Origin of the sequence: Pseudomonas grandcourensis (assembly GCF_039909015.1) — a bacterium.
GTDB lineage: Bacteria > Pseudomonadota > Gammaproteobacteria > Pseudomonadales > Pseudomonadaceae > Aquipseudomonas > Aquipseudomonas grandcourensis.
The window spans coordinates 5,147,717-5,167,644 of the sequence record NZ_CP150919.1 but is presented as its reverse complement, the minus strand read 5'-3'; the positions used below and the strand labels follow the sequence as shown (position 1 = coordinate 5,167,644).

Below are 19,928 nucleotides of genomic sequence, written 5' to 3'. Positions count from 1 at the left end.
GCCGCTAGTTTGGTCGTTTTATGTTGTCCGATCCGCCGCCATCGCGAGCAAGCTCGCTCCCACAGGGTTCAGCGGCGGACCGGATATTAGTGTTCACCACCGATCAACTGTGGGAGCGAGCTTGCTCGCGATAGCGTTATACCTGGCGATGAAGATCCTGGATCAGCTCTCCGACCGCTGCCCCACCAGGCTGTCCACCGACGGCACCCGTGTATCGCTTTCCATCTGGGTGTCATGTTCGAGCTGATGGCTGAAGCGGTCCAGTGAGCCCTTGGCCGGTTGTGCATCGCTGGCAAACACGGGCGGGCTGAGAATGTAGGCACCGAGCAGGCGGCTCAGGGCGGCGAGGCTGTCGATGTGGGTGCGCTCGTAACCGTGGGTGGCGTCGCAGCCGAAGGCGAGCAGGGCGGTACGAATGTCGTGACCGGCGGTCACCGCCGAATGGGCGTCGCTGAAGTAGTAGCGGAACAGGTCGCGGCGTGCCGGCAACTCATTGTCGCTGGCCAGGCGCAAGAGGTGGCGCGACAGGTGATAGTCATACGGCCCACCGGAATCCTGCATCGCGATGCTCACCGCGTGCTCGCTGGAGTGTTGGCCAGGCGCGACCGGTGCGATGTCGATCCCGACGAACTCACTGACATCCCAGGGCAATGCCGCCGCCGCGCCGCTGCCGGTTTCCTCGGTGATGGTGAACAGCGGGTGGCAGTCGATCATCAGCTCTTCACCACTGTCGACGATGGCCTTGAGCGCCGCCAGCAGTGCGGCCACCCCAGCCTTGTCGTCGAGGTGACGGGCACTGATGTGGCCGCTTTCGGTGAACTCCGGCAGCGGGTCGAAGGCGACGAAATCGCCGACGCTGATGCCCAGCGACTCGCAGTCGGCACGGGTGGCGCAGTAGGCGTCCAGGCGCAACTCGATGTGATCCCAACTGATCGGCATCTCATCCACGGCGGTATTGAAGGCGTGACCGGAAGCCATCAGCGGCAAGACGCTCCCGCGGATCACGCCATTGTCGGTAAACAGGCTGACCCGGCTGCCCTCGGCAAAGCGGCTGGACCAGCAGCCGACGGGCGCGAGGCTCAGGCGGCCGTTGTCCTTCACCGCACGCACCGCCGCGCCGATGGTGTCCAGGTGGGCGGAAACGGCGCGGTCGGGGCTGTTCTTCTTGCCCTTGAGCGTGGCACGGATGGTGCCGCGACGGGTCAGCTCGAAGGGAATGCCGAGTTCTTCAAGGCGTTCGGCGACGTAGCGCACGATGGTGTCGGTGAACCCGGTGGGACTGGGAATGGCGAGCATTTCCAGCAGCACTTTTTGCAGGTAACCGAGGTCCGGTTCGGGGATTTTGCTGATCATGGAAACTCCTGATGAGTTGAGCGCACCGATGGTTTCGATGAGGGATTTGTGTTGCCTGTCAGTCCGCCTTCGCGAGCAGGCAACACAGGTGTGTCAAACCGCTGGCTGACTGTACGGAAACAACAAATCCACAAACCGCTCCGCCGTCGGCTGCGGTTCGTGATTGGCCAGCCCGGCCCGTTCGTTGGCTTCGATAAAGACATAGTCCGGCTGGTCAGCGGCGGACACCATCAGGTCGAGGCCGACCATGGGAATGTCCAGAGCCCGGGCCGCGCGGACGGCGGCGTCCACCAGCGTCGGGTGCAGGATTGCCGTGACGTCTTCAAGCACGCCACCGGTATGAAGATTCGCCGTGCGCCGTACGAACAGGTGCTCACCGGTCGGCAGAATGCTGGTGTAGTCGTATCCGGCGGCACGCAAGGTGCGCTGGGTTTCCTGGTCTTGCGGGATCTTGCTTTCGCCGTCCGTGGCCGCTTGTCGCCGTCGGCTCTGGGCTTCGATCAATGCACCGATGGAGTGCTGGCCGTCGCCCACCACTTCGGCAGGCCGGCGAATGGCGGCGGCGACCACTTCAAAACCGATCACCACAATGCGCAGGTCCAGGCCTTCGTGGAAACTTTCCAGCAACACGCGACTGTCGAAGTGGCTAGCGGCTTCCATGGCTTGCTGCACCTCCTCGATGGTGCGCAAATCCACCGCCACCCCTTGGCCCTGTTCACCATCCAGTGGCTTGACCACCACGCGCTGGTGTTCATCGAGGAACGCCAGGTTGTCATCGGCGTTACCCGCCAGTTGCTGCGCCGGCAGTTTCAAGCCGGCCGCCTTGAGCACTTTGTGGGTCAGGCTTTTGTCCTGGCACAGGGTCATGCTGACGGCGCTGGTCAGGTCGCTCAGGGATTCGCGGCAACGTACCCGGCGCCCGCCATGGCTGAGGGTGAACATCCCGGCGTCGGCGTCATCGACGTGCACATCGATGCCACGACGGTGTGCTTCCTCGACAATGATCCGTGCGTAGGGGTTGAACGCAGCTTCCGGGCCGGGCCCGAGAAACAGCGGCTGATTGATGCCGTTCTTGCGCTTGATGGCGAAGGTCGTCAGGTTGCGAAAACCGAGCTTGGCGTAAAGGCTTTTCGCCTGGCGGTTGTCGTGCAGCACTGACAGGTCGAGGCAGGCGAGCCCGCGACTCATGAAGTGTTCGATTAAATGCCGCACCAACACTTCACCGACACCCGGCCGCGCACAATGCGGGTCGACCGCCAGGCACCACAGGCTGCTGCCGTTTTCCGGATCGTTGAAGGCCTTGTGGTGATTGAGGCCCATGACGCTGCCGATGACCGCGCCGCTGTCCTCGTCTTCGGCCAGCCAGTACACCGGGCCGCCCAGATGGCGCGGAGTGAGCAGGGTGGCATCGATCGGCAGCATGCCGCGGGCCTGATACAGCTGGTTGATCGCCTGCCAGTCGGCATCGCTTTGCGCGCGTCGAATGCGAAAACCGCGAAACACCCGGGTCGCCTGACGGTAGTCGCTGAACCACAGGCGCAAGGTATCGGACGGGTCGAGGAACAGCTGCGTCGGCTCCAGCCCCAGCACTTGCTGGGGCGCGGCGACGTACAGGGCAATGTCCCGCTCGCCGGGCTGCTCGTTGAGCAACTCGCCTGCGAGGCTCGCGGCATCGGCAAAGGTATGGCCGATCAGCAAGCGGCCCCAGCCGCAATGCACGGCAATCGGCGCCCCGCCGAGTTCACTGCCATCCTCGGCCAGACGTGCCTGCAAGCGTTCGTAGGATGGCGACTGGCCGCGCAACAGGCGTTGGCTGAAAGCCGTGGCGTGAGGTTTCATCGGTCAGATTCCTTGTTCGCTGAGCCACAGGTTGAGGGCCGCCAGTTGCCACAGCTTGGAGCCGCGCAACGGCGTCAATTGCCCCTGTGGATCAGTCAGCAGACGGTCGAGCATCGCAGGGTTGAACAGGCCGCGATCCTGGCTGGGATCGAGCAGCAGCTCGCGCACCCACTCCAGCGTATCGCCCTGCAAATGCTTGAGGCCCGGCACCGGGAAGTAACCTTTCTTGCGGTCGATCACTTCGCTGGGAATCACTTGTCGCGCAGCTTCTTTCAAGACTTGCTTGCCGCCGTCCGGCAGTTTGAAACGCCCCGGAATCCGTGCCGACAGCTCCACCAGGCGGTAGTCGAGAAACGGCGTGCGCGCTTCCAGGCCCCAGGCCATGGTCATGTTGTCGACGCGTTTGACCGGGTCGTCCACCAGCATCACCGTACTGTCCAGGCGCAAGGCCTTGTCCACCGCCGCATCTGCACCGGGCTGGGCGAAATGGGTTTTGACGAAGTCACCGGCGGCGTCATTCGCGGTCAGCCATTTCGGTTGCACGGTGGCGGCGTAGTCGTCGTAACTGCGGTCGAAAAATGCTTCGCGGTACGCGGCATACGGATCACTCGCGCCGTCCACTTGCGGATACCAGTGGTAACCGGCGAACAGTTCATCGGCGCCCTGGCCGCTCTGGACGACTTTGCAGTGTTTGGCCACCTCCCGTGACAACAGGTAGAAGGCGATGCAGTCGTGGCTGACCATCGGTTCGCTCATGGCGCGGAATGCGGCGGGCAGCTGTTCGATGATTTCCTTTTCGTCGATGCGCAGTTGGTGATGCTGCGTACCGTAGTGTCGGACGATCAGGTCCGAATACTGGAACTCGTCACCGCGCTCGCCGCCGGCGTCCTGGAAGCCGATGGAGAAGGTCGACAGATTGTCCACGCCGACTTCCCGCAACAGGCCCACCAGCAAACTCGAGTCGACACCACCGGACAGCAGCACGCCGACATCCACCGCCGCACGCTGACGAATCGCTACCGCTTCGCGGGTGCTGTCGAGCACGCGGTCGCGCCAATCTTCGAGGGTCAAATCCGTCTCATCGGCGTGAGGGCCGTAGGGCAGGGTCCACCAGGTTTTCTGCTCGGTGCGGCCATCGGCTTCGATGCGGATCCAGGTGGCCGGCGGCAGTTTTTCAATGCCCGCCAGCAAGGTGCGCGGTGCCGGGACCACGGCGTGGAAATTCAGGTAGTGATTGAGGGCCACAGGATCGAGGATCGGGTTGATGTCGCCGCCCTTGAGCAATGCCGGCAGCGCCGAGGCGAAGCGCAGGCGCTGGCCGGTGCGCGACAGGTACAGCGGTTTCACACCGAGACGGTCGCGGGCGATGAACAGACGCTGGGCATCGCGCTCCCAAACGGCAAAGGCAAACATGCCGTTGAGTTTTGGCAGCAGCGCTTCGCCCCAGGCGTGATAGCCCTTGAGCAACACTTCGGTGTCGCCACCGGAGTAGAAGGCGTAACCCAGGCTTTCCAGTTCCGTGCGCAGTTCAGGAAAGTTGTAGATCGCCCCGTTGAAGGCCAGGGACAGGCCCAGTTGCGGGTCGATCATCGGCTGTGCCGAGCCGTCCGACAGGTCCATGATTTTCAGGCGCCGATGGCCCAGGGCAACCGGCCCCTGGCTATGAAATCCCCAGGCGTCGGGGCCGCGAGGGGCCAGGTGATGGGTGATTCGTTCTATGGCTGCAAGGTCTGCAGGTTGATGATCAAAACGTAACTCGCCAGCTAATCCGCACATAAATTCCTTACCGGTTTTTCCGTTGGGGAGGGTCAATCGATACCGCGCCGAAACAGCGGGTACTCAGAAAGTGACCCTCCTCGGTAAGGGGAGTTTTAGATCGATGAGTTATATGCGCGACAGACCACGGCCGAATCGCCCCGTGAGGGCGACTTCGGCTGCTGTATCGACTACTTGCCCCGGATCAGGCGCCGCAGGGCAAACCGGTTGGGGTGACAGGCTTCGGCCACGCTTCTGGGCAACGGTAAGGGTTCGTTGTCCAGCCACGCCGCCAGCAGTTCTCCGGACAGCGGCGCGGTGATCAGGCCGCGCGAGCCGTGACCGCTGTTGATGTACAAGCCGTCAAGCCATGGGCATTCGACGTCCGGCACCTGCCGGGCATCCTTGCCCAGCGCTGCATAGGCTTGGGTGAATGCCTGGGTGTCGGCCAATGGGCCGACGATTGGCAAGTAGTCGGGGCTGGTGCAGCGAAAGGCAGCGCGACCCTGGAGACTTTCAGGCGCCAGTTTATCGGCCTGTAGACGCTCGACCAGATCGTGGGAAATCTCTTCGAGCATGGCCAGGTTGCCCAGGTGTTCTGCCGTGGTCGGCGTCAGGTCGTCGCTCTTGAAATCGAAACTGGCCCCCAGGGTGTGTTCGCCCAAACGGGCAGGGGCGACATAGCCTTCGGCACACACCACGGTACTCAGGGCCTGGCTTTGCGGGGTTTGCACCAGGCGCGTAATTTGCCCGCGTATGCGTTTGAGCGGCAACCCGGCGCTCTCGGGGAAACGCTGGATTTCGGCTGCGCCGGCGAGCACCACCACGGGGGCGTCGGCAAGCAAGCGCTCGCCGTCCCAGGCTTGCCAACGGCCTTCAACCTTGCGCAGTTCCAGCGCATCGTGATGGGTGAGCAATTGAATCTGTGGATGCGCAGCCTGCCACTGGCACAGCGCCGGTGGGTGGACCCAGCCGCCTTCGGGATAGAACAGGCCCCCCTGTGCCAGCCCGACACCGGCCACGGCCTGTGCCTCTGGTTGATCCAGCAGGTGCAGCAAGTCCGCTGGAAACGCTGCGGCCAATTGCGCCTGGCGTTCGGCTTCCTTGGCGTTGAAGGCCAGTTGCAACACGCCGCAATCGTCCCAGTCGCGGCCCCGTTGCAAGTGTTCGAGCAGGCGTCGGGTGTAGCCGAATCCGCTGATGATCATTTGCGACAGTGCCGTGCCGTGGGCGGATAACTTCAGGTAGAGAACGCCCTGCGGGTTGCCCGAGGCTTCCCGGGCGATGGCGTCGTGGCGCTCCAGCACAGTCACTTGCCAGCCACGCGCGGCGAGGCTGGCGGCGCTGGCACAACCGGCCAGGCCGGCACCGATCACCAATGCCTGGCGCTCGCCGGTCAACGGGGTCGGGCGGGCAAACCAGGGTTTATCCAGGGCCGGGGCCGGCATTTCCTGGGGCCAGCCGAGGAACTCGCCGCGCAGGATTTCCCATTTGTGGCCGATGCCGGGGGTGCGTTTCATCTTGAAGCCGGCGGCGTTGAGCAGGCGTCGCACCCAACCGGTGCTGGTGAAGGTGCTGATGGAAGCACCGGGGGCGGCCAGGCGTGCGAGTTCGGCAAACAGTTCGGCGGTCCACATGTCGGGGTTTTTCGCCGGGGCGAAACCGTCGAGGAACCAGGCGTCGATTCGGGCATCGAGTTGCGGCAGTTGCTCCAGTGCATCGCCGATCAGCAGCGTCAGGGTCACGCGGCCGTGGTCCAGTGTCAGGCGCTGAAAACCCTGATGGATGGCCACATATTGCTCAAGCAGTTGATCGGCAAACACCTTGAGTTCCGGCCACAGCGCCAGGGCCCGTTGCAAGTCATCGGGGCTCAACGGGTACTTCTCGACGCTGACAAAATGCAGCCGCGCACTGGCCGCCGCGTGTTGCTCGAACACCTGCCAGGCGCACAAAAAATTCAGCCCGGTGCCGAACCCCGTTTCCCCGATGACCAGCCGCCCGCCCTCGGGCAAGGCCGCAAAGCGCTCCGCCAATCGGTTCTGCTCAATAAAGACATAGCGGGTTTCGTCCAGCCCCGACTTGTCGGAGAAATACACATCGTCGAACACTCGCGAATACGGGCGACCTTGGTCGTCCCAGTCGAGCTGGGCGTGGGGCAATACAGGTTTCATGGCAGGCTCGGCAACGGCAAGGCCGCCATTCTAGCCGATCGACGGCGTGGTGCTTGATCCGTGGCAAGGCATGCATTGGCCGAGGCAGGGAAAATCTCTGCTGGCCTTCAGTTCAATCCGCTAGTCTTGCTCAATCTGGAAGGGAGCCGCTCATGTTTGAATCCGCCGAAATCGATCACGCCATCGACAAAGAAACCTACGACGCCGAAATCCCGGCCCTGCGCGAGGCGTTGCTCGAAGCGCAATTTGAATTGCAGCAGCAACGCCGCTTTCCGGTGATCATTTTGATCAATGGCATCGAAGGTGCCGGCAAGGGTGAGACGATCAAGGTGCTCAACGAGTGGATGGACCCGCGCCTGATCGAGGTCCGCACGTTCGATCAGCAAACCGACGAAGAACTGGCGCGGCCGCCGGCCTGGCGGTACTGGCGGATGCTCCCGGCCAAGGGGCGCATGGGGATTTTCTTCGGCAACTGGTACAGCCAGATGCTGCAGGGGCGGGTCCATGGCGAGTTCAAGGATCCGCGACTGGACCAGGCGATCAATGCCGCCGAGCGCCTGGAAAAGATGCTCTGCGATGAAGGCGCGCTGATCTTCAAGTTCTGGTTTCACCTCTCCAAGAAGCAAATGAAGGCTCGCCTCAAGGCATTGGCCGACGACCCGCTGCACAGCTGGCGCATCAGCCCGCTGGACTGGCAGCAGTCGCAAACCTACGACAGGTTCGTGAAGTATGGCGAGCGGGTGCTGCGCCGCACCAGCCGCGACTATGCACCCTGGCATGTCATCGCCGGGGCGGATGCCCATTATCGCAGCCTGGCCGTGGGGCGGATCCTGCTGGCGGGCCTGCAGGGCGCATTGACGCGGCCGACGATCCATCCGGAAAAGGTCAGTGCCGCGCCAGTGTTTCCCAGTGTCGATCAAGTGAACCTGATCGACAGCCTGGACCTGACCCTGCACCTGGACAAGGATGATTACGAAGAACAGCTGATCACCGAGCAGGCGCGGTTTTCCGGGTTGATGCGTGACAAGCGCATGCGCCGCCACGCGCTGGTGGCGGTGTTCGAGGGCAATGACGCGGCAGGCAAGGGCGGGGCGATCCGCCGGGTAGCGGCAGCGCTTGATCCTCGCCAGTACAGCATCGTGCCGATTGCCGCGCCCACTGAGGAAGAACGGGCGCAGCCATATTTGTGGCGCTTCTGGCGGCACCTGCCGGCCCGGGGCAAGTTCACCGTGTTCGACCGCTCCTGGTATGGCCGGGTGTTGGTGGAGCGCATCGAAGGTTTTTGCAGCCCGGCAGACTGGCTGCGTGCCTACGGTGAAATCAACGATTTTGAAGAACAGCTCACCGACGCCGGTGTGATCGTGGTCAAGTTCTGGCTGTCCATCGACAAACAGACGCAACTGGAGCGCTTCGAGGAGCGCGAAAAGATTCCCTTCAAACGTTTCAAGATCACTGAAGACGACTGGCGCAACCGTGAAAAATGGGATGACTATCGCGCGGCGGTCGGTGACATGGTCGACCGTACCAGCACCGAGATTGCGCCATGGACCCTGGTGGAAGCCAACGACAAGCGCTGGGCACGGGTCAAGGTGCTGCGCACCATCAACCGGGCACTGGAAGAGGCCTTCGAAAGATCCGACCGGCATGAAGACAAGAAGCGTAAGGACAAGGATTGAAGCGATGGTTACGCATACGCGAGGTGAATGATTGTCGCGGTCGGCGAAGAGCTGGACTTATGCTCGGTCCACTCTCAACCGATAACAACAATGAGGTATGCCATGCGTGAAGTGGTGATCGTCGACAGCGTGCGGACCGGCCTGGCCAAATCCTTTCGCGGTAAATTCAACATGACCCGCCCCGACGACATGGCGGCACACTGTGTCGATGCACTGTTGGCGCGCACCGGTATCGATCCGGCGAGCGTCGAGGACTGCATCGTCGGCGCTGGCTCCAACGAGGGCGCCCAGGGTTTCAATATCGGGCGCAACGTCGCGGTGCTCTCGCGCCTGGGCATCGGCACGGCCGGCATGACCCTCAACCGGTTCTGCTCCTCGGGCTTGCAGGCGATTGCCATTGCCGCCAACCAGATCGCTTCGGGTTGCAGCGACATCATCGTCGCCGGCGGCGTCGAGTCCATCAGCCTGACCATGAAGAGCGTCAACACCGACAACCTGATCAACCCGCTGCTCAAGGAACAGGTGCCGGGCATCTACTTCCCGATGGGCCAGACGGCTGAAATCGTCGCGCGTCGGTACAACGTCAGCCGCCAAGAGCAGGACCTGTATGCGCTGCAAAGCCAGCAGCGCACCGCAGATGCTCAGGCCGCCGGGCTGTTCACCGATGAAATCGTGCCGATGGCGGTTAAATATCGCGTCGAAGACAAGGCCACAGGTCAGGCACAGATCCTCGACGGCATCGTCGATCGCGATGACTGCAACCGCCCGGACACCACCCTGGAAAGTCTGGCCGGGTTGAAACCGGTGTTTGCCGAAGATGGCTCGGTCACGGCGGGCAACTCTTCGCAGCTGTCTGACGGCGCGTCCATGACCCTGGTGATGAGCCTGGAGAAGGCGCTGGAACTGGGGCTCAAGCCGAAAGCGTTCTTCCGCGGTTTTACCGTGGCCGGTTGCGCGCCGGACGAGATGGGCATCGGCCCGGTGTTTTCGGTACCGAAACTGCTCAAGGCCAAAGGCTTGCGGATTGACGACATCGACCTGTGGGAACTCAACGAAGCCTTCGCCTCGCAGTGCCTGTACAGCCGCAATCGCCTGGAAATCGACAACGCCCGATATAACGTCAACGGCGGCTCGATCTCCATCGGTCACCCGTTCGGCATGACCGGCTCGCGCCAGGTCGGGCATCTGATTCGTGAATTGCAGCGACGCAATCTGCGTTACGGCATCGTCGCCATGTGCGTGGGTGGCGGGATGGGGGCGACCGGGTTGTTTGAAGCGGTTCGGTAAGCCTCGATATTTCTCGTTGTCAGTAAGATAGCCATCGCGAGCTTGCTCGCGATGGGCGCACCTCGGTTGTAAAAAATCCCCTTCAAAGATTACGACCCGCACAGTTTCATTCGCGGCCAGCCCGAAACTGTCCCTGTGTACGCCACCGCTCCAGGCCTAGAATGACGACTCCTGTCAGTTGGCGTTGGGGTTCACATGCACATTTCATCGGGTCGCTGGGGTTACGGTCTGTTCCTGGCCTTGTTGACCGCGTTGTTGTGGGGAATCCTGCCGATCAAGCTCAAGCAAGTGTTGCTGGTGATGGACCCGGTGACGGTGACCTGGTTTCGCCTGCTGGTATCCGGCGGTTGTCTGTTCATTTACCTGGCGGCCACCAGGCGCCTGCCCAGCCGCAAGGTGCTCGGTCCTCGTGGTGGCTGGCTGGTGCTGATGGCGGTGCTCGGCCTGGTCGGTAACTATGTGTTGTATCTGATGGGCCTGAACCTGCTCAGCCCCGGCACGGCGCAACTGGTGGTGCAGATGGGCCCGATCATGCTGCTGATCGCCAGTCTGTTTGTGTTCAAGGAACGTTTCAGCCTGGGGCAGGGGATTGGCCTGCTGGTGCTGCTGATCGGCTTTGCGCTGTTTTTCAACCAGCGCTTGAGTGAGTTGCTCACGTCGCTGACCGACTACACCGCCGGCGTGCTGCTGGTGCTGCTGGCGTCCACGGTCTGGACCTTCTATGCCCTGGGGCAGAAGCAATTGCTGACGGTGTGGAATTCGCTGCAGGTGATGATGGTGATCTACCTGTTCTGCGCGGCGCTGTTGACGCCGTGGGTGCATCCGCTCGAAGCGTTGCAATTGAACCCCTTGCAGGGTTGGTTGCTGCTGGCGTGCTGCCTCAACACCCTGATTGCCTATGGTGCGTTTGCCGAGGCCCTGGCCCATTGGGAAGCCTCCCGGGTCAGCGCGACACTGGCCATCACACCGTTGGTGACTTTTGCCGCAGTTGCCATGGCTGCGTGGTTGTGGCCCGACTATGTGCATGCCGAGACGATCAATGGTCTGGGGTATGGCGGCGCAGTGCTGGTGGTGCTGGGGTCGGCGCTGGTGGCGTTGGGGCCATCGTTGATTGCCGGGTTGAAGGCGCGGAAGTTACGGATGGCCTGAAGATCAAAAGATCGCAGCCTGCGGCAGCTCCTACATGTAAATGCCTATCCCTGTAGGAGCTGCCGCAGGCTGCGATCTTTTCGCTTCACTGCAAATCTCAGCCCTTGGCCCCAGCCTCCAGCATGTTCTCCGGCCTCACCCACGCATCGAACTCTTCATCAGTCAGATACCCGAGCTGCAACGCAGCCTCGCGCAAGGTCAGGCCTTCGCTGTAGGCCTTCTTGGCGATCTCCGCCGATTTGTCATAGCCGATGTGCGGGTTGAGCGCCGTCACCAGCATCAGGCCACGCTCCAGGTGTTCAGCCATTTTTGCCGCATCCGGCTCCAGACCGGCCACGCAGTGCTGCTGGAAGTTGCTGCAGCCATCAGCCAGCAAACGGATCGATTGCAGCAGATTATGGATGATCACCGGTTTGAACACGTTCAACTGCAAGTGGCCCTGACTGGCGGCAAAACCGATGGCGACGTCGTTGCCCAACACCTGGCAAGCCAGCATCGACAGCGCTTCGCACTGGGTCGGGTTGACCTTGCCCGGCATGATCGAACTGCCCGGTTCATTGGCTGGCAGCCTGACTTCGGCGAAGCCGGCGCGCGGGCCGGAACCCAGCAGGCGCAGATCGTTGGCGATTTTCATCAGCGTCACGGCGAGGGTTTTCAGCGCACCGGACAGCGTGGTCAGCGGCTCATGGCCGGCCAGTGCGGCGAACTTGTTCGGCGCGGTGATAAACGGCAATCCGGAGAGGGCGGCCAATTCTGCGGCGATGGCCTCACCGAAGCCGTGGGGTGAATTGAGCCCGGTACCGACGGCCGTTCCGCCCTGGGCCAGCTCGCAGACCGCAGGCAGTGCGCTGCGGATCGCCCGCTCGGCGTAATCGAGTTGCGCGATGAAGGCCGAGATTTCCTGGCCGAAACTGATCGGTGTCGCATCCATCATGTGGGTTCGGCCGGTCTTGACCAGTTTCATGTGGCGGGCGGCCAGCTCGGCCAGCCCGCCGGTCAGTTCGCTGATCGCCGGCAGCAAGTGCTGTTGCACCGCCTGGACGGCGGCGATGTGCATGGCGGTGGGGAAGCAGTCGTTGGAACTCTGGGAGCGATTGACGTGATCGTTGGGGTGCACCGGGGACTTGCCGCCACGGGGGTTGCCGGCCAGCTCGTTGGCGCGACCGGCGATCACTTCGTTGACGTTCATGTTGCTCTGGGTGCCGCTGCCGGTTTGCCAGACCACCAACGGAAACTGGTCGTCGTGGTCGCCGGCGAGTACTTCGTCGGCCGCCTGCTCGATCAGGCGGGCGATATCGGCGGGCACGTCGCCGTTGCGATCGTTGACCCGTGCCGCGGCTTTCTTGATCAGCGCCAGGGCATGCAACACGGCCAGCGGCATGCGTTCGTTGCCGATGGCGAAGTTGATCAGCGAGCGTTGCGTCTGAGCGCCCCAGTAGGCTTCATCCGGGACTTCAACCTGGCCGAGGCTGTCGGTTTCGATACGGCTCATCTTGCTCACTCCTGTAGGTCCGATTGCGCAGTTTAGGCCGTGATCGACGGCCGTGGTTCCATCAGTCTGAATTTGACCATTCAACCCCTCTAAATCAGGTGCGACAAGGCTTGGGGTTGAGCGACACACTTTTTTAGGCGCAGAATGGACGCCCTTGGGGTCTTACCTCGCCAGCTAGAAAAGGAAACTCGATGACTCGTCTTCGTGCCATCTGTACCGCCGTTGCTTTGGTCTGCGCCAGCGGCCAGGTTCTTGCCGACACCGCCAGCCATAACGCCAGTGCCGAGGCTTTCCTGACCATGGCGCACGCTGACAAACTGGGCACCCCGGTGTACATGCAAGTACAGCAGATGTTTGCCCAGCGTTTCGAACAGACTAAAGCCCCTGAGTCGAAAAAGGCCGTGCTGGAAACCTACCAGGCCAAGGCCAACGCCGCTCTGGACCAGGCCATTGGCTGGAACAAGCTGAAGCCGGACATGGTCAAGCTCTACACCACCAACTTCACCGAATCCGAGCTCAAGGACCTGGTTGCGTTCTACCAGTCGCCACTGGGCAAGAAAGTCCTGGAAAAAATGCCTCAGCTGACCCAGCAATCGGCCCAGATGACCCAGGCCAAGCTGGAAAGCGCAGTGCCTGTAGTCAACAAGCTGCTGGCTGACATGACCGCCGAGCTGACGCCGAAAGACGCGGCCGCTCCAGCCAAGAAAAAGCCTTAAGCGGAGTTCGGTATGACCATGCAACAACGCATCGAATCGACGCTGGCCCTGCTTCAGCCCGAGCATCTGCAAGTACTGGATGAAAGCCATATGCACAGCCGTGGGTTGCAAACCCATTTCAAGGCTGTGGTGGTCAGTGCGCAGTTCGAAGGCCTGAACCGGGTCAAGCGCCACCAGAAGGTCTACGGCACGCTCGGCGAGCTGATGGGAGAGTTCCATGCGTTGGCGCTGCATACCTACACGCCAGAGGAATGGGCACAGATCGACGCGGCTCCGGCCTCGCCGACCTGTGCCGGCGGCAGCAAGCACTAAACCCCCGTTTTTTGTTAGAATGCCCAACGCGCCGCTGACCCGGCGCGTTTTTTTTCGCATCCGGTTCACCCCTTACGAGGGTAGCCACCTGGAGATTTACCCATGACACAACAGATTGTCGTGGCGGCACTGTATAAGTTCGTCACCCTGGAAGATTACGTCGCCCTGCGCGAGCCCCTGCTGCAAGCGATGGTCGACAACGGCATCAAAGGCACGCTGCTGATTGCCGAGGAAGGCATCAACGGCACCGTGTCCGGCAGCCGCGAAGGCATCGACGGGCTGATGGCCTGGCTCAAGAACGACCCGCGCATGGACGACATCGACCATAAAGAGTCGTACTGCTTTGATCAGCCGTTCTACCGCACCAAGGTCAAACTCAAGAAAGAAATCGTCACCCTCGGCGTCGAAGGCGTGGACCCGAACAAAAAGGTCGGCACCTACGTCGATCCGCAGGACTGGAACGCCCTGATCAGCGACCCGGAAGTGCTGTTGATCGACACCCGTAACGATTACGAAGTCTCGATCGGTACCTTCGAAGGCGCCATCGACCCGAAAACCACCAGTTTTCGCGAATTTCCTGATTACATCAAAGCCAACTTCGACCCGGCCGTGCACAAGAAGGTCGCGATGTTCTGCACCGGTGGCATCCGCTGCGAGAAGGCGTCGAGCTACATGCTCAGCGAGGGCTACGGTGAGGTTTTTCACCTCAAGGGTGGCATCCTGAAGTACCTCGAAGAGGTGCCGCAGGAAGAAACCAAGTGGCAGGGCGACTGCTTCGTGTTCGACAACCGCGTGACCGTTCGTCACGACCTGAGCGAAGGCGACTACGATCAATGTCATGCCTGCCGTACGCCGGTGAGCGTGGAAGACCGCGCGTCCGAGCATTACGTGGCCGGCATCAGTTGCCCGCATTGCTGGGATAAGCTGAGTGAGAAGACCCGTCGCAGCGCGATCGACCGGCAGAAGCAGATCGAACTGGCCAAGGCTCGTAACCAGCCTCACCCGATCGGCTTCAACTACAAGCAAGCATCTTCCGAGGCCTGAACCATGTCTGCGCGCCTGCTCTATGTGATGGACCCGATGTGCTCCTGGTGCTGGGGGTTTGCCCCGGTGGCCAACGCACTGGTCGAGCAGGCGCAAGCCGCGGGTGTGGAGGTGCATCTGATCGTGGGTGGTTTGCGCACCGGCAGCGGTGCGGCGCTGGAACCGACCACCCGCCGCTACATCCTTGAGCACTGGCAGGCGGTCACCGAGGCCACCGGCCAGCCCTTCAAGTTTGAAGGCGCGTTACCCGATGGCTTTGTCTACGACACCGAGCCTGCCTGTCGGGCTCTGGTGACGGCGCGCGCACTGGCGCCGGATTGTGCCTGGAAGCTGCTCGGGCTGATTCAGCATGCATTTTATGTCGAAGGTCGGGACGTCACCCGCGCCAGCGTGCTGGTGGAGCTGGCCGAGCAAGCCGGCGTGCCGCGCATCGAATTCGCCGCCGCGTTCGACCGTGCCGACATGCACACGGCGACTGAAGCCGATTTCACCTGGGTCCAGGACCTGGGCATTGCCGGCTTCCCCACTCTGTTGGCCGAGCGTAACGGCCAACTGGCGTTGTTGACCAATGGCTATCAGCCGTTGAGCGAGTTGTCCCCGCTGCTCGGCCGCTGGCTGGAGCGTGCTGCCTGTGCATGACCTGCCTGATGATGTCGCACCCGCTAAACGTGTCGACCGTCTGAGCTGGGCGGAAATCCGCCGTCTGGCCCTGCATCACAAGAAGTCCCTGTGGATCGCCAACGGCGTGGCCGTGCTGGCGACCTTGTGCAGCGTGCCGATTCCCTTGCTCCTGCCGTTGCTGGTGGACGAGGTGTTGCTGGGACATGGTGATGCCGCTCTGAAGATCATGAACCACGTGCTGCCCGACGGCTGGCAGAAGGCAGCGGGCTACATCGGCCTGATGCTGGTGGTGACCTTGACCCTGCGTTGCTCGGCGTTGCTGTTCAACGTGGTGCAGGCGAAATTGTTCGCCGGGTTGGCCAAGGACATCGTCTACCGCATTCGCATACGCCTGATCGAGCGTCTCAAGCGTATTTCCCTGGGCGAATACGAAAGCCTGGGTAGCGGCACGGTGACCACGCACCTGGTCACCGACCTGGACACGCTGGACAAGTTCGTCGGCGAAACCCTCAGCCGTTTCCTCGTGGCCATGCTGACCCTGGTCGGCACGGCGGGCATTCTGATGTGGATGCACTGGAAGCTGGCATTGCTGATTCTGCTGTTCAACCCGCTGGTGATCTACGCCACAGTGCAGTTGGGCAAGCGGGTCAAGCACCTGAAGAAACTCGAGAACGACAGCACTTCGCGCTTTACCCAGGCGCTGACCGAAACGCTGGATGCCATCCAGGAAGTTCGCGCTGGCAACCGTCAGGGATTTTTCCTCGGTCGCCTGGGGCATCGCGCCCGGGACGTGCGTGACTATGCGGTGAATTCGCAATGGAAAACCGATGCGTCGAACCGGGCCAGCGGTTTGCTGTTCCAGTTCGGCATCGATATTTTCCGCGCCGCGGCGATGCTCACCGTGTTGTTTTCCGACCTTTCAATCGGCCAGATGCTCGCGGTGTTCAGCTACCTGTGGTTCATGATCGGTCCGGTTGAACAGCTGCTGAACCTGCAATATGCCTACTACGCTGCCGGCGGTGCGCTGTCGCGGATCAACGAACTGCTGGCCCGAGCCGATGAGCCCGAATACCCGGGCGGCGTCGACCCTTTCGTCGGTCGTGAGACGGTCGGGCTGGAAGTGCAAGGGCTGAGTTTCGGTTACGGCGATGAACTGGTCCTGAACCAGATGAACCTGTCCATCGCCCCCGGCGAAAAGGTCGCGATCGTCGGCGCCAGTGGCGGCGGCAAGAGCACGCTGGTGCAACTGCTGCTGGGCTTGTACACGCCGTTGGCCGGAACCATTCGCTTCGGTGGTTCGACCCAGCAGGAGATCGGCCTGGAAACCGTGCGGGAAAATGTTGCCGTGGTCCTGCAACATCCGGCGCTGTTCAACGACACCATCCGGGCCAACCTGACCATGGGCCGCGAACGCAGTGACGAGGCTTGCTGGCAGGCGCTGGAAATCGCCCAGTTGCACGGCACGGTCCGGGATTTGCCCAATGGGCTGGACAGCATCGTCGGGCGCTCCGGGGTGAGATTGTCCGGCGGGCAACGTCAACGCCTGGCCATCGCCCGGATGGTGCTGGCCGAGCCCAAGGTGGTGATCCTCGACGAAGCCACCTCTGCGCTGGACGCCGCCACTGAGTACAACCTGCACCAAGCCTTGGCGCGGTTCCTGAGCAACCGCACCACGTTGATCATCGCCCACCGACTTTCGGCAGTAAAACAGGCCGACCGTGTGCTGGTGTTCGATGGCGGGCAGATCGCAGAGGATGGCGATCATCAGCAACTGATTGCCGAGGGGGGCCTGTACGCCAAGCTTTACGGTCATTTACAGCGGTTGTAGGGAGATGAGATCAAAATTGCAGGGCGCCAGTTCAATACTATAAAAAAACATCATCGCGACCGGATTCAGTGGCCGCGATACGCCCTCCGGGCAAAGCTTGTCGCTTGCCGGGATCGGAATCGCAACCTAGTCTAGCTAAAGCGATTTCGTCCGGAAGACGAACAAGCAGTGCTAATGCAAGGGACCTCATGAATCAAACGCGGACTCTCGGAACGCCACGGTTGTTGGGCATCGTCTGGCCATTTATCGCCGTTGTGGTGTTTCAAGCCTTGTTGGGCGGCGTTAGCCTTTACGTGCTGTCGGCGGTTCGCGGCTATGTTGCCGGCGAAAGTCTCTGGTCCAAGGGCCAGAAAGACGCCATCTATTACCTCAACCTCTACGCCGATAGCGGCGACGAAGCGATTTTTCGCAAATACCAGCAGGCCATTTCCGTGCCTCATGGCGGGCATGAGTTGCGCGTGGCGCTGGATCATCAACCGCCGAATATCGAGGCGGCACGTGTGGCGATCCTCAAGGGCGGCAACCATCCGGATGACGTTTCCAGTCTAATTTGGCTGTACCTCAACTTTCGTCATTTCAGCTACCTCGAAAAAGCCATCAACCTCTGGACCGTGGGGGATGCCTATCTGGTCCAACTCGATGACGTTGCGCAGGACATGCATCAGCACATCGCTGCCGGCCCGGTCTCCGGTGTGGATGTGCAGCGCTGGAAGGAGCAGATCTTCGCCATCAACGAAGGCGTGACGCCGGCGGCAAAGGCGTTCAGCGATGCCTTGGGTGAAGGTTCGCGGGTGATTCTGCGTTTGTTGCTGGTGACGAATCTGGCCACCGCCCTGGGTTTGATTGCGCTGGCCTTGATGCGCACCCATAAACTGCTCAAGCAGCGCCATGCCTTCGCCGATGCGTTGCAAGCGGAGAAAGAGCGGGCGCAGATCACCCTGCAATCGATTGGCGACGGAGTGATCACCACGGATGTTTCCGGTGCGATCGCCTACATGAATCCGGCCGCCGAGGCGTTGACCCACTGGAAGGCCGAGCAGGCGACAGGGTTGCCGCTGGCGGCGCTGTTCAACCTGTTGGACGAAAACGCCCAGACCGATGGCTTCACCCTGATCGAGCATATTCTGAGCGGCCAACTCAGTGGCGGCAGTGAACACTCCAAGCTGATTCAACGCCTGGACGGCAGCACGGTGTCGGTCACGCTGGTGGGCGCGCCGATCCGCAATGCCGGTAAAGTCAGCGGGACGGTGCTGGTGCTGCATGACATGACCCAGGAACGGCAATACATCGCCAATCTGTCGTGGCAGGCGACCCACGATGCCTTGACCGGCCTTGCCAACCGTCGCGAATTCGAATATCGCCTGGAGCAGGCGCTACACAACCTGACCCGCTACGCGGGCCGCCATGCCCTGATGTTCCTCGATCTGGATCAGTTCAAGCTGGTCAACGATACCTGCGGCCACGCGGCGGGCGATGAGCTGTTGCGGCACATCTGCGCGCTGTTGCAATCCGGGCTGCGCGAAGGCGACACCCTGGCGCGCCTGGGTGGCGACGAATTCGGCATCCTGCTGGAAAACTGCGCACCGGAAGCGGCGGAGAAAATTGCCGAAAGCCTGCGCCAGACTGTGCAGAATCTGCATTTTGTCTGGAAGGGCCGGCCTTTCGTGACCACTGTCAGTATCGGGCTGGTCCATGTCGCGCAGAATCCGACGACGCTCGAAGCCTCGCTGCGCGCTGCTGACATGGCGTGCTACATGGCCAAGGAAAAGGGCCGTAACCGGGTTCAGGTCTATCATCCGGATGACTCGGAATTGTCTCTGCGCTTCGGCGAAATGGCCTGGGTGCAGCGTTTGCACATGGCGTTGGAGGAAGACCGCTTCTGCCTGTACGCCCAGGAAATTGTCCCCTTGGGTCATGTCGATCAGGACGGCGGACATATTGAAATTCTGCTGCGATTGCATGATGAAGCCGGGCGGATGATTTTGCCCGACAGCTTCATTCCGGCAGCTGAACGCTATGGCCTGATGAGCTCGCTTGATCGTTGGGTGGTGCAGAACGTGTTCAAGATCATCGCCCAATGCCGGGCAGAGCAAGGCAACGGGCCGCTGGCCATGTGTGCGATAAATCTGTCAGGCACGACGATCGGGGATGAGGCGTTCCTGGACTTCTTGCGCGAACAGTTTGTGAGGTATTCGATTCCGCCTGAAATGATTTGTTTTGAAATTACTGAAACCAGTGCTATTTCAAATCTTGGCAGCGCCATTCGATTCATTAATGAACTCAAAGGCTTAGGCTGCCATTTTTCCCTGGACGATTTTTGTGCCGGAATGTCCTCGTTCGCGTACCTGAAACATTTGCCTGTAGACTTCCTGAAGATCGACGGGAGTTTCGTAAAGGATATGCTGGACGACCCGATTAACCGCGCCATGGTCGAAGTGATCAATCACATTGGCCATGTGATGGGTAAGCGCACGATTGCCGAGTTTGTCGAAACGCCCCAGATCGAGCAGGCATTGCTCGAGATCGGGGTAGATTACGCTCAAGGGTATGTGATTGAACGCCCGCAGTTGTTTACCTGCGACAGCTTGCTGAGTCGCCCTGCCAGGCCTCAGCCGCTGTTGTTCAAGGCGCCTGGCACGTTCCGTTGAAACTCCTGCCGGTCTGACAATCACAATCAAAAGGAGC

Annotated in this window: 14 protein-coding genes; 9 read left to right on the top strand and 5 right to left on the bottom strand. The window is 61.4% G+C overall.

Going from position 1 to position 19,928, the window contains the following annotated elements:
* Nucleotides 1-162: 162 nt before the first annotated feature.
* From AABM52_RS23005 to mnmC, 4 genes are all read right to left on the bottom strand, one after another.
* The gene (locus tag AABM52_RS23005; RefSeq protein ID WP_347912678.1) at nt 163-1,350 is read right to left on the bottom strand and encodes an osmoprotectant NAGGN system M42 family peptidase; all 1,188 of its coding nucleotides are present in this window, start codon (nt 1,348-1,350) and stop codon (nt 163-165) included.
* 96 nt (nt 1,351-1,446) lie between these two features.
* On the bottom strand, nt 1,447-3,192 hold the full coding sequence (gene ngg, locus AABM52_RS23000) for an N-acetylglutaminylglutamine synthetase (RefSeq protein WP_347908196.1): 1,746 nt from the start codon (nt 3,190-3,192) through the stop codon (nt 1,447-1,449).
* A 3-nt stretch (nt 3,193-3,195) separates the two neighbouring features.
* On the bottom strand, nt 3,196-4,968 hold the full coding sequence (locus tag AABM52_RS22995; RefSeq protein ID WP_347908194.1) for an N-acetylglutaminylglutamine amidotransferase: 1,773 nt from the start codon (nt 4,966-4,968) through the stop codon (nt 3,196-3,198).
* Nucleotides 4,969-5,138: 170 nt separating this feature from the next.
* Nucleotides 5,139-7,118, bottom strand: coding sequence for a bifunctional tRNA (5-methylaminomethyl-2-thiouridine)(34)-methyltransferase MnmD/FAD-dependent 5-carboxymethylaminomethyl-2-thiouridine(34) oxidoreductase MnmC (mnmC, locus tag AABM52_RS22990; RefSeq protein ID WP_347908192.1), 1,980 nt, complete (start codon nt 7,116-7,118; stop codon nt 5,139-5,141).
* A gap of 152 nt (nt 7,119-7,270) precedes the next feature.
* Here mnmC and pap point away from each other — a divergent pair, with 152 nt between their 5' ends.
* The 3 genes from pap (at nt 7,271) to AABM52_RS22975 (ending at nt 11,230) form a co-directional block, all read left to right on the top strand.
* On the top strand, nt 7,271-8,794 hold the full coding sequence (pap, locus tag AABM52_RS22985) for a polyphosphate:AMP phosphotransferase (RefSeq protein ID WP_347908190.1): 1,524 nt from the start codon (nt 7,271-7,273) through the stop codon (nt 8,792-8,794).
* Nucleotides 8,795-8,896: 102 nt separating this feature from the next.
* The gene (locus AABM52_RS22980; RefSeq protein WP_347908189.1) at nt 8,897-10,081 is read left to right on the top strand and encodes a thiolase family protein; all 1,185 of its coding nucleotides are present in this window, start codon (nt 8,897-8,899) and stop codon (nt 10,079-10,081) included.
* Between the two features lie 195 nt (nt 10,082-10,276).
* The gene (locus AABM52_RS22975; RefSeq protein ID WP_223541102.1) at nt 10,277-11,230 is read left to right on the top strand and encodes a DMT family transporter; all 954 of its coding nucleotides are present in this window, start codon (nt 10,277-10,279) and stop codon (nt 11,228-11,230) included.
* Nucleotides 11,231-11,327: 97 nt separating this feature from the next.
* Here the strand turns inward: AABM52_RS22975 and AABM52_RS22970 are convergent, their stop codons facing one another.
* Nucleotides 11,328-12,722, bottom strand: a complete 1,395-nt coding sequence (locus AABM52_RS22970) for a class II fumarate hydratase (protein WP_347908187.1) — start codon at nt 12,720-12,722, stop codon at nt 11,328-11,330.
* 191 nt (nt 12,723-12,913) lie between these two features.
* Here AABM52_RS22970 and AABM52_RS22965 point away from each other — a divergent pair, with 191 nt between their 5' ends.
* From AABM52_RS22965 to AABM52_RS22940, 6 genes are all read left to right on the top strand, one after another.
* On the top strand, nt 12,914-13,438 hold the full coding sequence (locus AABM52_RS22965) for a DUF2059 domain-containing protein (RefSeq protein WP_007997268.1): 525 nt from the start codon (nt 12,914-12,916) through the stop codon (nt 13,436-13,438).
* A 12-nt stretch (nt 13,439-13,450) separates the two neighbouring features.
* Entirely contained in the window at nt 13,451-13,750 is a 300-nt protein-coding gene (locus tag AABM52_RS22960; protein WP_218427580.1) for a BolA family transcriptional regulator, read from the top strand.
* A 102-nt stretch (nt 13,751-13,852) separates the two neighbouring features.
* The gene (locus tag AABM52_RS22955; RefSeq protein WP_223456217.1) at nt 13,853-14,794 is read left to right on the top strand and encodes a rhodanese-related sulfurtransferase; all 942 of its coding nucleotides are present in this window, start codon (nt 13,853-13,855) and stop codon (nt 14,792-14,794) included.
* A gap of 3 nt (nt 14,795-14,797) precedes the next feature.
* Entirely contained in the window at nt 14,798-15,433 is a 636-nt protein-coding gene (locus tag AABM52_RS22950; protein WP_347908185.1) for a DsbA family protein, read from the top strand.
* Nucleotides 15,426-17,243, top strand: a complete 1,818-nt coding sequence (locus AABM52_RS22945; protein WP_347908184.1) for an ABC transporter ATP-binding protein — start codon at nt 15,426-15,428, stop codon at nt 17,241-17,243. Before AABM52_RS22950 ends, AABM52_RS22945 begins: the two co-directional genes overlap by 8 nt.
* Before the next feature lie 188 nt (nt 17,244-17,431).
* Complete coding sequence (locus tag AABM52_RS22940) at nt 17,432-19,891, top strand: EAL domain-containing protein (RefSeq protein ID WP_347908182.1); 2,460 nt, start codon at nt 17,432-17,434, stop codon at nt 19,889-19,891.
* Nucleotides 19,892-19,928: the final 37 nt, after the last annotated feature.

Excerpts from the sequence above, each read along its gene's own strand:
- AABM52_RS22970 (WP_347908187.1), bottom strand. The coding sequence starts at position 12,722 with ATGAGCCGTATCGAAACCGACAGCCTCGGCCAGGTTGAAGTCCCGGAT.
- AABM52_RS22960 (WP_218427580.1), top strand. The coding sequence starts at position 13,451 with ATGACCATGCAACAACGCATCGAATCGACGCTGGCCCTGCTTCAGCCC.
- AABM52_RS22975 (WP_223541102.1), top strand. The coding sequence starts at position 10,277 with ATGCACATTTCATCGGGTCGCTGGGGTTACGGTCTGTTCCTGGCCTTG.
- AABM52_RS22980 (WP_347908189.1), top strand. The coding sequence starts at position 8,897 with ATGCGTGAAGTGGTGATCGTCGACAGCGTGCGGACCGGCCTGGCCAAA.
- pap (WP_347908190.1), top strand. The coding sequence starts at position 7,271 with ATGTTTGAATCCGCCGAAATCGATCACGCCATCGACAAAGAAACCTAC.
- ngg (WP_347908196.1), bottom strand. The coding sequence starts at position 3,192 with ATGAAACCTCACGCCACGGCTTTCAGCCAACGCCTGTTGCGCGGCCAG.
- AABM52_RS22995 (WP_347908194.1), bottom strand. The coding sequence starts at position 4,968 with ATGTGCGGATTAGCTGGCGAGTTACGTTTTGATCATCAACCTGCAGAC.
- AABM52_RS22955 (WP_223456217.1), top strand. The coding sequence starts at position 13,853 with ATGACACAACAGATTGTCGTGGCGGCACTGTATAAGTTCGTCACCCTG.
- AABM52_RS22940 (WP_347908182.1), top strand. The coding sequence starts at position 17,432 with ATGAATCAAACGCGGACTCTCGGAACGCCACGGTTGTTGGGCATCGTC.
- AABM52_RS22950 (WP_347908185.1), top strand. The coding sequence starts at position 14,798 with ATGTCTGCGCGCCTGCTCTATGTGATGGACCCGATGTGCTCCTGGTGC.
- AABM52_RS22965 (WP_007997268.1), top strand. The coding sequence starts at position 12,914 with ATGACTCGTCTTCGTGCCATCTGTACCGCCGTTGCTTTGGTCTGCGCC.
- mnmC (WP_347908192.1), bottom strand. The coding sequence starts at position 7,118 with ATGAAACCTGTATTGCCCCACGCCCAGCTCGACTGGGACGACCAAGGT.